Source organism: Kribbella kalugense (assembly GCF_004365875.1).
GTDB classification, from domain to species: Bacteria; Actinomycetota; Actinomycetes; order Propionibacteriales; family Kribbellaceae; genus Kribbella; species Kribbella kalugense.
Map to the genome: position 1 here is coordinate 128521 of NZ_SODF01000002.1, position 14022 is coordinate 142542.

Annotated in this window: 13 protein-coding genes; all 13 read right to left on the reverse strand. The window is 66.6% G+C overall.

Annotated elements, in window-relative coordinates:
- Position 1: 1 nt before the first annotated feature.
- Positions 2–598, reverse strand: coding sequence for a 50S ribosomal protein L22 (gene rplV, locus EV650_RS18185; protein WP_134120248.1), 597 nt, complete (start codon positions 596–598; stop codon positions 2–4).
- 52 nt (positions 599–650) lie between these two features.
- On the reverse strand, positions 651–932 hold the full coding sequence (rpsS, locus tag EV650_RS18190) for a 30S ribosomal protein S19 (protein ID WP_134120249.1): 282 nt from the start codon (positions 930–932) through the stop codon (positions 651–653).
- A 15-nt stretch (positions 933–947) separates the two neighbouring features.
- Complete coding sequence (gene rplB / locus EV650_RS18195; RefSeq protein WP_134120250.1) at positions 948–1781, reverse strand: 50S ribosomal protein L2; 834 nt, start codon at positions 1779–1781, stop codon at positions 948–950.
- Positions 1781–2086: a 50S ribosomal protein L23 gene (gene rplW, locus EV650_RS18200; protein WP_134120251.1), complete on the reverse strand. Its 306-nt coding sequence runs from the start codon at positions 2084–2086 to the stop codon at positions 1781–1783. The genes rplB and rplW overlap by 1 nt, the downstream gene beginning before the upstream one ends.
- Complete coding sequence (gene rplD / locus EV650_RS18205; protein WP_134120252.1) at positions 2083–2775, reverse strand: 50S ribosomal protein L4; 693 nt, start codon at positions 2773–2775, stop codon at positions 2083–2085. Before rplD ends, rplW begins: the two co-directional genes overlap by 4 nt.
- Positions 2772–3431, reverse strand: coding sequence for a 50S ribosomal protein L3 (rplC, locus tag EV650_RS18210; protein ID WP_134120253.1), 660 nt, complete (start codon positions 3429–3431; stop codon positions 2772–2774). The genes rplD and rplC overlap by 4 nt, the downstream gene beginning before the upstream one ends.
- Before the next feature lie 16 nt (positions 3432–3447).
- A complete protein-coding gene (gene rpsJ / locus EV650_RS18215) occupies positions 3448–3756 on the reverse strand; it encodes a 30S ribosomal protein S10 (RefSeq protein WP_012923688.1) in 309 nt (102 codons plus the stop codon).
- Between the two features lie 358 nt (positions 3757–4114).
- Positions 4115–5308 carry an elongation factor Tu gene (gene tuf, locus EV650_RS18220; RefSeq protein ID WP_134120254.1) on the reverse strand — a complete coding sequence of 398 codons (1194 nt, stop codon included), beginning with the start codon at positions 5306–5308 and terminating at the stop codon, positions 4115–4117.
- Positions 5309–5380: 72 nt separating this feature from the next.
- Positions 5381–7441 carry an elongation factor G gene (gene fusA / locus EV650_RS18225; RefSeq protein WP_238174557.1) on the reverse strand — a complete coding sequence of 687 codons (2061 nt, stop codon included), beginning with the start codon at positions 7439–7441 and terminating at the stop codon, positions 5381–5383.
- 121 nt (positions 7442–7562) lie between these two features.
- The gene (rpsG, locus tag EV650_RS18230) at positions 7563–8033 is read right to left on the reverse strand and encodes a 30S ribosomal protein S7 (protein ID WP_130384648.1); all 471 of its coding nucleotides are present in this window, start codon (positions 8031–8033) and stop codon (positions 7563–7565) included.
- Positions 8033–8407: a 30S ribosomal protein S12 gene (gene rpsL / locus EV650_RS18235; protein WP_130384649.1), complete on the reverse strand. Its 375-nt coding sequence runs from the start codon at positions 8405–8407 to the stop codon at positions 8033–8035. The genes rpsG and rpsL overlap by 1 nt, the downstream gene beginning before the upstream one ends.
- A gap of 325 nt (positions 8408–8732) precedes the next feature.
- A complete protein-coding gene (locus tag EV650_RS18240) occupies positions 8733–10007 on the reverse strand; it encodes a nuclear transport factor 2 family protein (protein WP_134120256.1) in 1275 nt (424 codons plus the stop codon).
- 139 nt (positions 10008–10146) lie between these two features.
- The gene (locus tag EV650_RS18245; protein WP_134120257.1) at positions 10147–14007 is read right to left on the reverse strand and encodes a DNA-directed RNA polymerase subunit beta'; all 3861 of its coding nucleotides are present in this window, start codon (positions 14005–14007) and stop codon (positions 10147–10149) included.
- Between the last annotated feature and the right edge of the window lie 15 nt (positions 14008–14022).

Here is a 14022-nt window from a genome sequence, read left to right on the forward strand (position 1 = left end):
GTCAGGACTCCTTCTTCTCAGCGGTGGCCTTCTTGGCGGCCTTCTTGGCGGTCGCCTTCTTGGCCGGCTTCTCGGCAGCCTCCACCGTGTCGGCAGCCTTCTTGGCTGCCTTCTTGGCGGGGGCCTTCTTCGCCGTGTCCGCGGTGTCCGCAGCCTTCTTGGCGGCGGTCTTCTTGGCCGGGGCCTTGGCGACCGGCTCGTCGGTGACCCGCGGCGTGACCACGACAGTGATGTGGCTGGTCCGCTTGTCGATCCGGGTGGCCCGGCCCTGGGCACGCGGGCGGTGACGCTTCAGCGTCGGTCCCTCGTCCACCAGGACCTTGGTCACGACCAGGTCGGCCCGGCTCAGGTGCTCGGTGCCCTCGGCGTTCGCCGCGGCGCTGTCGACGACCTTGTACACGGTCGCGGCAGCGGCCTGCGGGGCGAACTTCAGAGTGGCGAGTGCGTCGTCGACGCCCAGACCGCGCACCAGATCGCCCACGCGGCGCGCCTTCATCGGCGTCACGCGGACGAAGCGCGCGACCGCGAAGGCCCCGGGCTCTTCGCCCAGCAGGCTCTCGCGACGGGCACTGATCGCCCTACGCTCTTGAACGCTCATGATGTTCGAATCTCTCCGTAGTTTGCTTTCGCTTCGTCACTGTCCCTGAGGATCAGCGACGCCGTGACTTCCGGTCGTCCTTCTCGTGACCCTTGAACGTCCGGGTCGGTGCGAACTCGCCGAGCTTGTGCCCGATCATCGAGTCCGTCACGAACACCGGCACGTGCTTGCGGCCGTCGTGCACCGCGAGCGTGTGGCCGATCATGTCCGGCACGATCATCGATCGGCGGGACCAGGTCTTGATGACGTTGTGGGTGCCCTTCTCGTTCTGCACCTCCACCTTCTTCATCAGGTGGAGATCGACGAACGGGCCCTTCTTCAGACTGCGTGGCATCTTGGCCGGCTCCTATCAGCGCTTCTTGCCGGCCTTGCGGCGCCGGACGATCATTCGGTCGCTTTCCTTGCGGGTACGGGTACGGCCCTCAGGCTGACCCCACGGGGACACCGGGTGGCGACCACCCGAGGTCTTACCCTCACCACCACCGTGCGGGTGGTCGACCGGGTTCATCGCGACACCGCGGACGGTCGGGCGCTTGCCCTTCCAGCGCATCCGGCCCGCCTTGCCCCAGTTGATGTTCGACTGCTCGCCGTTGCCGACCTCACCGAGGGTGGCGCGGCAGCGAACGTCGACCATCCGGACCTCGCCCGACGGCATCCGCAGGGTGGCCATCCGGCCTTCCTTCGCGACCAGCTGGATGCTGGTACCGGCGGAGCGGCCCATCTTGGCGCCACCGCCCGGCCGCAGCTCGACCGCGTGGATGGTGGAACCGACCGGGATGTTGCGCAGCGGCAGGTTGTTGCCGACCTTGATGTCGGCGGCCGGACCGTTCTCGACGATCGTGCCCTGCTTCAGGTTCGACGGGGCGAGGATGTAGCGCTTCTCGCCGTCGACGTAGTGCAGCAGTGCGATCCGCGCGGTGCGGTTCGGGTCGTACTCGATCTCGGCGACCTTGGCCGGCACGCCGTCCTTGTCGTACCGCTTGAAGTCGATCAGCCGGTACGCCCGCTTGTGACCGCCACCGTGGTGCCGGGTGGTGATCTTGCCGGAGTTGTTCCGGCCGCCCTTCTTCGGCAGCGGACGCAGCAGCGACTTCTCGGGGGTCGAACGGGTGAGCTCGACGAAGTCGGCCACGCTCGAGCCACGACGGCCCGGCGTTGTCGGCTTGTACTTGCGGATTCCCATTACGACTGGCCTCCGAAGATGTCGATACGGTCGTCGCCCTTGAGGGTCACGATCGCTCGCTTGGTGTCCGGGCGCTTGCCGAAGCCGGACCGGGTCCGACGGCGCTTGCCCTTGCGGTTGAGTGTGTTGACGTCGTTGACCTTGACCTTGAACACCTTCTCGACCGCGAGCTTGATCTCGGTCTTGTTGGCGTCCGGTGCGACCTCGAACGTGTACTTCTGCTCGTCCAGCAGGCCGTAGCTCTTCTCGCTCACGACCGGCCGGAGCAGCACGTCGCGGGGGTCCTTGTTGACTCCGTGGCTCATGCCTCTACCTCCTCGGCCTCAGTCGACGTCGCGACGGCCTTGACGGACTTGCCCTTGGGCGCGCCGGCGACGAAGGCGTCGAGCGCGTCCTTGGTGAACACGACCGCGTCGCTGACCAGAACGTCGTACGCGTTCAGTTGGTCGGACGCGATCAGGTGCACGTGCTGCACGTTGCGCAGGCTCAGCCAGGTGAGCTCGTCGGCGCGGTCGACGACGACCAACGCCTTACCCGGGTCGGTCACCTCGCTCAGCACCTTCAGGGCCGACTTGGTGGAAGGCTTGTCGCCGTCCACGAAGCTCTCGACCACGAACACCTGGCCGTCGCGGGCCCGGTCGGACAACGCACCGCGAAGCGCGGCGGCGATCATCTTCTTCGGGGTCCGCTGGCTGTAGTCGCGCGGCACCGGGCCGTGGACGACGCCACCACCGGTGAACTGCGGCGCGCGGGTCGAACCCTGGCGGGCCCGACCGGTGCCCTTCTGGCGGTACGGCTTGGCGCCACCGCCGGACACCTCGGCCCGGGTCTTGGCCTTGGCCGTGCCCTGGCGGGCCGCGGCCAGCTGGGCCACCACGACCTGGTGGATCAGCGGGATGTTGACCTGGACGTCGAACAGCTCGGCCGGAAGCTCGGCGGAACCCTTCTTGCTGACCTTGTCGCCCTTGACGGCGACGACGTCGACGGTGCTCACTTGGCAGCTCCCTTCGCGGAGTTGCGGATCAGCACGAGGCCGCCCTTGGGGCCGGGAACGGCACCCTTCAGCAGGATCAGGCCGCGCTCGGTGTCGATCGCGTGCACGGAAATGTTCTGCGTGGTGACCTGCTCGCCACCCATCCGGCCCGCCATCCGCATGCCCTTGAAGACCCGGCCCGGGGTGGCGCAGCCGCCGATGGAGCCCGGCGAGCGGTGCTTCTTGTGCACACCGTGGGTGGCGCGGAGGCCGTGAAAACCGTGCCGCTTCATCACACCGGCGAAACCCTTGCCCTTGCTGGTGGCGGACACGTCGACCCGCTCACCGGCCTCGAAGGCCTCGGCCTTGATCTCCTGGCCCAGGGTGTACTCGCTGGCGTCGGCGGTGCGCAGCTCCAGCAGGTGGCGCCGCGGCGTCACGCCGGCCTTGTCGAAGTGGCCTCGCATCGGCGAGTTCACCTTGCGGGGGTCGATGTCGCCGAAGGCGATCTGGACGCCGTCGTACCCGTCCCGGTCCGCGGTGCGGACGCCGGTGACGACACAGGGTCCGGCCTGGATCACGGTGACGGGGACGACTCGGTTGTTCTCGTCCCAGGTCTGGGTCATGCCGAGCTTGGTGCCCAGCAGACCGCGCGTGTTCTTGGTAACAGTGCTCATTGGCTGTTCGCGTCCCTCAGAGCTTGATCTCGATGTCGACACCGGCCGGCAGGTCGAGACGCATCAGCGAGTCGACGGTCTTCGGCGTGGGGTCGATGATGTCGATGAGCCGCTTGTGGGTGCGCATCTCGAAGTGCTCGCGGCTGTCCTTGTACTTGTGCGGCGAGCGGATGACGCAGAACACGTTCTTTTCCGTCGGCAACGGCACCGGGCCAGCAACCTTCGCACCAGTACGCGTCACCGTGTCGACAATCTTGCGTGCCGAGCTGTCGATGACCTCGTGGTCGTAGGCCTTCAGCCGGATGCGGATCTTTTGTCCCGCCATCGCTTCGCTTCGTCCTTCTCTATCGTCTTTCGGTGCGTTGCTCCGACCCCCGCGGTCGGGTGTGTCGCGTAGAGGACACGCGCGTGACCAACCGCTTCTTCGACCTTGGGGTGGTGATCGGGGCCCGGTCTCGGACCGAACCTCGGCATGGTCTCCGGTCCGGCGCACCAGCCAGACGACAGTCTGGGGCGCGCCCCGGCGGCCTCGCCTGAGCAACCTGAATATTGTGCCAGAGATCGACGTCGAAACGCCAATCGGGTGGCTTTGGGCCCGATCCCGCACCACCTGAGCGTGGGATCGGGCCGCAAAGCAGAGGTCCGCGGGGCTCAGACTGCGAGCCCTCGCGGACCTCGTGAGATCACTTCAGGATCTTGGTGACCCGGCCGGCGCCGACGGTGCGGCCACCTTCACGGATCGCGAACTTCAGACCCTCCTCCATGGCGATCGGCTGAATCAGCTCGACCGACATGTCGGTGTTGTCGCCCGGCATGACCATCTCGGTGCCCTCGGGCAGCGTGACGACGCCGGTGACGTCCGTGGTCCGGAAGTAGAACTGCGGACGGTAGTTCTGGAAGAACGGCGTGTGCCGGCCGCCCTCTTCCTTCGACAGGATGTAGACCGAGGCGTCGAAGTTGGTGTGCGGGGTGGTCGTACCCGGCTTGATCACGACCATGCCGCGCTCGACGTCCTCGCGCTTCGTACCACGGAGCAGCAGACCGACGTTCTCACCGGCCTGGCCCTCGTCGAGCAGCTTGCGGAACATCTCGATACCGGTGACCGTGGTGGTCTGCTTCTCCGGACGGATGCCGACGATGTCGACGGTCTCGTTGATCTTGACCACACCGCGCTCGATCCGGCCGGTGATGACCGTGCCGCGACCGGTGATGGTGAAGACGTCCTCCACCGGCATCAGGAACGGCTTGTCGATCTCGCGGACCGGCTGCGGGATGTAGGAGTCGACCGCGTCCATCAGCTCGAGGATCGACTCGCCCCACTTCGCGTCACCCTGCAGTGCCGGGTGCGCCGCGACCTTGACGATCGGGGCGTTGTCGCCGTCGAACTCCTGCTCGGAGAGCAGCTCGCGAACCTCGAGCTCGACGAGCTCCAGGATCTCCTCGTCGTCGACCATGTCGCACTTGTTCAGCGCGACGACCATCGCCGGCACGCCGACCTGACGGGCGAGCAGCACGTGCTCACGCGTCTGCGGCATCGGGCCGTCGGTGGCGGCGACGACCAGGATCGCACCGTCCATCTGGGCCGCACCGGTGATCATGTTCTTGATGTAGTCCGCGTGACCCGGGCAGTCGACGTGGGCGTAGTGCCGGGCCTCGGTCTGGTACTCGACGTGCGCGATGGAGATGGTGATACCGCGCTGACGCTCTTCCGGCGCCTTGTCGATCTGATCGAAGGCCGACGCCTCGTTGAGGGTCGGGTACTTGTCGTGCAGCACCTTGGTGATCGCCGCGGTAAGAGTGGTCTTACCGTGGTCGATGTGACCGATGGTGCCGATGTTGACGTGCGGCTTAGTCCGCTCGAACTTCGCCTTAGCCACTGGGGCCCTCCTGGAAAATGTTGACTTACGCCGTACGCCGACGCGCTGTGGGTGGGTTGGTCCGGGGCGAGATTACTCGCCGCGGGCCTTTTTGATGATCTCTTCCGCCACGTTCTTCGGAACCTCGGCGTAGGAATCGAACTGCATCGAGTAGGACGCGCGACCCTGGGTCTTGGACCGCAGGTCACCGACGTACCCGAACATCTCGGACAACGGCACCAGGGCCTTGATGGCCCGGCTGCCACCGGGGCCTTCGTCCATCGACTGGATCTGGCCGCGGCGTGAGTTGAGGTCGCCGATCACTTCACCCATGTAGTCCTCAGGGGTGATGACCTCGACCGCGAACATCGGCTCCAGGATGACCGGAGTCGCCCGGCGGGCGGCATCCTTGAAGGCCATCGAACCGGCGATCTTGAAGGCCAGCTCGGAGGAGTCGACATCGTGGTAGGCGCCGTCGGTCAGCGTCACCTTGACGTCGACCATCGGGTAGCCGGCCAGTACGCCGAACTCCATCGCCTCCTGGGCGCCCTCGTCCACCGACGGGATGTACTCCCGGGGGATGCGGCCACCGGTGACGGCGTTGACGAACTCGTAACCGCCCTCGCCACCGGCTTCGACCGACGTCGGCTCGATGCTGATGATCACACGCGCGAACTGACCCGAACCACCGGTCTGCTTCTTGTGCGTGTAGTCGACCTTCTCGACCTTCTTCTTGATGGTCTCGCGGTAGGCGACCTGCGGCTTACCGACGTTCGCCTCGACCCGGAACTCGCGCTTCATCCGGTCGACCAGCACCTCGAGGTGCAGCTCGCCCATACCGGCGATGATCGTCTGGCCGGTGTCGTCGTCGGTCCGGACCTGGAAGGTCGGGTCCTCGTCGGCCAGGCGCTGGATCGCGACGCCCAGCTTCTCCTGGTCGGCCTTCGACTTCGGCTCGATGGCGACCGAGATGACCGGGGCCGGGAACTGCATCGACTCCAGCAGCACGGGCTTGTTCGGGTCGCACAGCGTCTCGCCGGTGGTGGTGTCCTTCAGACCCATCACGGCGACGATGTGGCCGGCGCCGACCGACGCGATCTCCTCACGCTTGTTCGCGTGCATGCGGTAGATCTTGCCGATCCGCTCCTTGCGGCCCTTGGTCGGGTTCAGCACCTGGGTGCCAGTCTCGAGCTTGCCCGAGTACACCCGGATGAAGGTCAGCTTGCCCAGGTGCGGGTCGGCCGCGATCTTGAACGCCAGCGCCGAGAACGGCTCGCTGTCGTCCGGCTTGCGCAGTACGACCGTGTCGTGGTCCTTGACGTCGTGGCCCTCGATGGCCGGTACGTCGACAGGGCTGGGCAGGTAGTCGTTGACCGCGTCGAGCAGGGGCTGGACGCCCTTGTTCTTGAACGCGGTGCCGGTCAGCACCGGGGTGAGCTTGCTGGCCAGGGTCGCGCGCCGGATGGCGGCCTTCAGCTGCTCCTGGGTCGGCTCCTCGCCCTCCAGGTACAGCTCCATGATCTCGTCGTCGGCCTCGGCCACGGTCTCGATCATCTTGTCGCGCCACTCGGCGGCGATCTCGGTGTGGCTGGCCGGAATCTCCTCGACCGTGTAGTCCTCGCCCATCACGGTCTCGCCGCGCCAGGTCAGCGCGCGCATCCCGATCAGGTCGACGACACCGATGAAGTCGGCCTCGGCGCCGATCGGCAGCTGCAGCACCAGCGGCACCGCGGCCAGCCGGTCGACGATCATGTCGACGCAGCGCATGAACTCCGCGCCGGTCCGGTCCAGCTTGTTCACGAAGCAGATGCGGGGTACGCCGTACCGGTCGGCCTGACGCCACACGGTCTCGGACTGCGGCTCGACGCCGGCCACACCGTCGAACACGGCAACTGCACCGTCGAGGACGCGCAGCGAGCGCTCCACCTCGACGGTGAAGTCGACGTGGCCCGGGGTGTCGATGATGTTGATGGTGTGGTCTTTCCAGACACAGGTCGTCGCGGCGGACGTGATGGTGATGCCGCGCTCCTGCTCCTGCTCCATCCAGTCCATCGTGGCGGCGCCGTCGTGGACCTCACCGATCTTGTAAGTGATACCGGTGTAGAAGAGGATCCGCTCGGTCGTCGTCGTCTTGCCGGCGTCGATGTGAGCCATGATCCCGATGTTGCGGACCTTGGCCAGGTCGGTGGTGATTTGTACGGCCACCTCGGTGGTCTACCTCTCGATTCTGTACTGCGTCAAAGGGGTGAAACTGGAGTCCGGATCGGACCCCGGATCACCAGCGGTAGTGGGCGAAAGCCTTGTTGGCTTCGGCCATCTTGTGCGTGTCCTCGCGGCGCTTCACCGACGCACCGAGACCGTTGGACGCGTCCAGGATCTCGTTCATCAGGCGCTCGGACATGGTCTTCTCGCGACGCGCCCGGGAGTACGACGTCAGCCAGCGCAGGGCGAGCGTGGTCGAGCGACCCGGCTTGACCTCGATCGGCACCTGGTAGGTGGCTCCACCGACGCGGCGGCTCTTCACCTCGATGCTCGGCTTCACGTTGTCCAGCGCACGCTTCAGCGTGATCACCGGGTCGGTGCCGGTCTTGGTGCGAGTGCCCTCGAGCGCGTTGTACACGATGCTCTGCGCGATCTGCTTCTTGCCGTCGACCAGGATCTTCGAGATCAACTGCGTGACGAGCGGCGAACTGTAGACCGGGTCGATGATGACCGGGCGCTTCGGGGCGGGGCCCTTGCGCGGCATTAGCTCTTCTCCTTCTTCGCGCCGTAGAGGCTGCGAGCCTGCTTCCGGTTCTTCACACCCTGGGTGTCGAGCGAACCGCGGATGATCTTGTACCGAACACCCGGGAGGTCCTTCACCCGGCCACCGCGGACGAGCACGATCGAGTGCTCCTGCAGGTTGTGGCCGACGCCCGGAATGTAGGCGGTGACCTCGATGCCGCTGGTGAGGCGGACGCGGGCGACCTTACGAAGGGCCGAGTTCGGCTTCTTCGGGGTGGTCGTGTAGACGCGCGTGCACACACCACGACGCTGAGGGGAACCCTTCAGGGCCGGCGTCTTGTTCTTGGACACCTTGTCCTGGCGGCCCTTGCGGACCAGCTGGTTAATGGTGGGCACCGCGTGGGTCTCTTTCTGTCGTCCGGCTGGGTTTGCTGCTTTTGCCTGACCCCCGCGGTCGGGTGTGTCGCGTGGGCACGGGCGTACCGAGGCCTTAATCTTCAAGACTGTCGGCTGAGTCCCGTGCCACGCGGCCCGATCCGTTGGACGAGGGGCACGCATGACGGCCCAGGTAGACCCCGGGCACGATCGTTAAGACTAGCGGGTGCCTCAAGCACGGTCAAAATGAGTAGGTGACCGCGGCGGAGGATCTGCCGTCAATTCAGTGTACAGGGACTCTGGAATGCCTGCGGCAAGCGCTTCCAGAGACCCTGTCCGCTGAACGTCAGGCGCGGAACTCGACGTCGGTGATCAGACCGTCGACGACCCGGTACAGCCCGAGCAGTGCGGTGGACTCGCCGTCGTCGTACGACAGCACGTGCTCCACCACCCACTCCCCGAGCATCAGACGCTGCACTACTTCGGTCTTGCACTGGCCGGCGTCGAAGCGCGGGCGGTAGTACTCGCGCAGGAACCGGCGGCCCTTCAGTTCGGAACCGTCCGCGAGATGGATCCGCGCGGTCGGCGAGTACATCGCCAGGAAGCCCTCGAGGTCGTGCGCGGCGAAGGCGGTGTGCTCGCGGCTGATCACCCGGGCCGCCGGGGTGTCCGCGGTGACGGCTGCGATCGTCGCCATCCCCAGGTCTGCCAGCGGAGCAGGCGTAGGAGTGGCCCTGGGGGTCGGAAGCGTCTGCTGAGTAGCGGGTTCAGCAGGAGCCTCCTTGACCGCCGCAGCAGGCTTTACAGCGGGTTTGGCGGCGGACGGCGTCCGTCGGGGCGAGGTGGTCTTCTTCTTGGCCGGTGGTGGTGGGACGAGGAGCTTGCCGTCGGCACCGGGCTCTTCGCCGAGGTGGGCTATCGCCCAGTCCAGAGCCTTGGTGACGGCGGCGCGTGATTCTTCGGTGTGGTCGAGCATGTCGAACCCGTGGTGCCCTTTCGGTACGTCGATGATGTCCAGCGCGGCGCCGCCCGCGGAGACGAACTCCGCAACCGGACCGGCGAGCTCCTCACGCTCGAGTCCAGCTCTGGTCAGCAGCACCGGCAGGTCCTTGTGTTTGCCGATCACTTCGGCGGCGGTTACCAAATCGTCGACACCGGGCGGGGTGGCGAGCAGGGGGTAGGTCAGGGCGACGAAACGCAGCCAGTCGGGGCGGCTGTCCAGCCACTCCCCGGCCAGCAGGCCGGCGCCGGAGAAGAACCACAGACCGACCCGATCAGGGTCGACCCGCGGATCGGAACGCAGTACGCCGACCGCGGCCTCCACCTCGTCCGCGGCCGCGACCAGTCGGTCGAGACCGTGGATCAGGCTGTGGTCGACGACCGCGGCCACCAGGCCTCGCCTGGCAGCGGCTGTCGCGTAGCCCTTGTAGACCGGCCAGTCCCGAGGCATCACCTCGAGGCCGGCAGGCCCAGGACCCCCGTGCACAAAGAGAATTGCACCGCCTCGGGCGGTCCCGGGCGGGCGGTACAGGTCGATCTCCCCCAGGCGATCGACACGTACATCGGGACCATCCAGAACCCCCAAGACGAAAGGCCGCAGGTAGGCCGGCAGATCCGTCATGGACCAATCTTGGCGCATGACGGGCACACTGTGTGCGCCCACCCCGAGTGTCTTTTCCAGCGGCCCTGAAACAGGGTCCGGAAATGCCGCGAGGGCGGCACCCCGAGTGGGGTGCCGCCCGCGTGCTGAGTGACTCGAATCAGTTCTGGTACGAACCGAGATCGAAGTCGTCGAGCGGGACGGACTGACCGCTGGACGGGCCGAAGTCGTAGTCGTACGACTCGTAGCCGACCATCGAGTACATCGCCGCCTTCGCCTCCTCGGTGGGCTCCACCCGGATGTTGCGGTACCGGTCCATGCCCGTACCGGCCGGGATCAGCTTGCCGATGATGACGTTCTCCTTCAGACCGACCAGCGAGTCGGACTTGCCGTGGATCGCGGCCTCGGTGAGGACGCGGGTCGTCTCCTGGAAGGAGGCGGCCGACAGCCACGACTCGGTCGCCAGCGAGGCCTTGGTGATGCCCATCAGCACCGGACGACCCGAGGCCGGCGTACCGCCCTCGGCCACGACGCGACGGTTCTCCGCCTCGAACATGATCCGGTCCGCGAGCTCACCCGGCAGCAGGTTCGCCTCGCCGGACTCGATCACCGTGACCCGGCGCAGCATCTGCCGGACGATGATCTCGATGTGCTTGTCGTGGATGGCGACACCCTGCGACCGGTACACCTCCTGGACCTCGTCCACCAGGTGCTCCTGCGCCTTGCGTACGCCGAGGATCCGCAGGACCTCCTGCGGGTCCGGCGTACCCTGCGTCAGCTGCTGACCGACCTCGACGTGCTGACCGTCCTCGATCAGCAGGCGACCACGCTTCGACACCGGGTAGGCGACCTCCTCGGAACCGTCGTCCGGGGTGAGCACCAGCTTCCGGGTCTTGTCGGTGTCCTCGATCGCGATCCGGCCGGCGGCCTCCGAGATCGGCGCCTTGCCCTTGGGCTGACGGGCCTCGAAGAGCTCGACCACACGCGGCAGACCGTGGGTGATGTCATCACCCGCGACACCACCGGTGTGGAAGGTACGCATCGTCAGCTGCGTACCCGGCTCACCGATGGACTGGGCCGCGATGATGCCGACCGCCTCGCCGATGTCGACCGGCTTGCCGGTCGCCAGCGAACGGCCGTAGCACTTCGCACAGGTACCGGTCTTGGCGTCACAGGTGAGCACCGACCGGACCTTGACCTCTTCGATCCCGGCCGCGACCAGCTTCGCGATCGACACGTCGCCCAGGTCGGCGCCGCCGGCAAGCACGACGTTGCCGTCGGCATCCAGGGCGTCGGTGGCCAGGGTCCGCGCGTACGCGCTGGTCTCCACGTTCTCGGCGTGCACGACCTTGCCGGACGGGTCCTTCTCGCCGATCTGCTTCGGCAGGCCCCGCTCGGTGCCGCAGTCCTCCTCGCGGATGATGACGTCCTGCGACACGTCCACCAGACGACGGGTCAGGTAACCCGAGTCGGCGGTCCGCAGCGCGGTGTCGGCAAGACCCTTACGAGCACCGTGGGTGGCGATGAAGTACTCGACCACCGACAGGCCCTCGCGGAAGTTGGACTTGATCGGCCGGGCGATGATCTCGCCCTTCGGGTTGGCGACCAGACCACGCATACCGGCGATCTGCCGGATCTGCATCATGTTCCCTCGGGCGCCCGAGTGGACCATCATCCAGATCGGGTTGTCCTTGGCGAAGTTCTCCTCCATCGCCTTGCCGACCTCGGCGTTGGCGCCGGTCCAGATCTCGATCAGCTCCTGCCGCCGCTCGGACGAGGTGATCAGACCCCGCTCGAACTGCTTCTGGACCTTCTCGGCCTGGGACTCATACCGGGCCATGATCTCCGGCTTGGACGGCGGCGTGCTGAAGTCGTCGATCGACACCGTGACACCCGAACGGGTGGCCCAGCGGAAACCGAGGTCCTTCAGGTTGTCGAGGGCGTTCGCGACCTCGACCTTGGTGTACCGCTCGGCCAGGTCGTTGACGATCCCGCCCAGCTGCTTCTTGCCGACCTCGACGTCGACGAACGGGTAGTCCGCCGGCAGCGCCTCGTTGAACAGCGCACGGCCCAGCGTCGTCTCCAGCGCGAAGCCGCCGTCAGGCCGCTCGGTCGCGCCGGCCGGTACGCCGGACTCGTTCAGCCGCAGCGTGACCTTGGCCTGCAGCGACAGCTCCTTGCGGTCGAAGGCCATGATCGCCTCGGCCACCGAGCTGAACGCCCGGCCCTCGCCCAGCACGCCTTCCTTCAGCATGGTCAGGAAGTAGATGCCGATGATCATGTCCTGCGTCGGCATCGTGACCGGACGGCCGTCGGCCGGCTTCAGGATGTTGTTGGTCGACAGCATCAGGATCCGGGCCTCGGCCTGCGCCTCGGCCGACAGCGGCAGGTGCACCGCCATCTGGTCACCGTCGAAGTCCGCGTTGAACGCGGAGCAGACGAGCGGGTGGATCTGGATCGCCTTGCCCTCGATCAGCTGCGGCTCGAACGCCTGGATGCCCAGCCGGTGCAGGGTTGGTGCACGGTTGAGCAGGACCGGGTGCTCGGTGATGACCTCTTCCAGCACGTCCCAGACCTGGGCGCGCTGACGCTCGACCATCCGCTTGGCGGACTTGATGTTCTGCGCGTGGTTGAGGTCGACCAGCCGCTTCATCACGAACGGCTTGAACAGCTCCAGCGCCATCGCCTTCGGCAGACCGCACTGGTGCAGCTTCAGCTGCGGGCCGACCACGATGACCGAGCGGCCCGAGTAGTCGACGCGCTTGCCCAGCAGGTTCTGACGGAAACGACCCTGCTTGCCCTTGAGCATGTCGGACAGCGACTTCAGCGGCCGGTTGCCCGGGCCGGTGACCGGACGACCACGGCGACCGTTGTCGAACAGTGCGTCGACGGCCTCCTGCAGCATCCGCTTCTCGTTGTTGACGATGATCTCCGGCGCGCCCAGGTCGAGCAGTCGCTTGAGCCGGTTGTTCCGGTTGATCACCCGGCGGTACAGGTCGTTCAGGTCCGAGGTGGCGAACCGGCCACCGTCGAGCTGAACCATCGGCCGCAGGTCCGGCGGGATCACCGGGACGCAGTCGAGCACCATGCCCATCGGGCTGTTGTTCGTCGCCAGGAACGCGGTGACGACCTTGAGCCGCTTCAGGGCGCGGGTCTTGCGCTGGCCCTTACCGGTCTTGATCGTCTCGCGCAGGCTGTCCGCCTCGGCCTTCAGGTCGAAGGTCTCCAGCCGGCGCTGGATCGCGGCGGCACCCATGGCGCCCTCGAAGTACTTGCCGAACCGCTCCTTCATGGCGCGGTAGAGGATCTCGTCGCCCTCCAGGTCCTGGACCTTCAGGTTCTTGAACCGGGTCCAGACCTCGTCGAGGCGGTCGATCTCGCGCTGCGCACGGTCGCGCAGCTGCTTGACCTCACGCTCGGCGCCTTCCTTGACCTTGCGGCGTACGTCGGCCTTGGCGCCCTCGGCCTCGAGCTGCGCCAGGTCCTCCTCGAGCTTCTTCATCCGCGTTTCGATGTCGTTGTCGCGCCGGTTCTCGAGCTGCTTGCGCTCGACGTCGGTCCGGCCCTCCAGCGACGACAGGTCGCGGTGCCGCGCCTCGTCGTCGACATCGGTGATCATGTACGCCGCGAAGTAGATGACCTTCTCCAGGTCCTTCGGGGCGAGGTCGAGCAGGTAGCCGAGTCGCGACGGGACACCCTTGAAGTACCAGATGTGGGTGACCGGCGCGGCCAGCTCGATGTGGCCCATCCGCTCACGGCGCACCTTGGAGCGGGTGACCTCGACGCCACACCGCTCGCAGATGATGCCCTTGAAGCGAACGCGCTTGTACTTACCGCAGTAGCACTCCCAGTCCCGGGTGGGACCGAAGATCTTCTCGCAGAAAAGGCCGTCACGCTCGGGCTTGAGCGTCCGGTAGTTGATCGTCTCGGGCTTCTTGACCTCGCCGTGCGACCACTGACGGATCTCATCCGCGGTGGCCAGGCCGATCCGAAGCTCGTCGAAGAAGTTCACGTCGAGCACGATGTGTTATCTCCC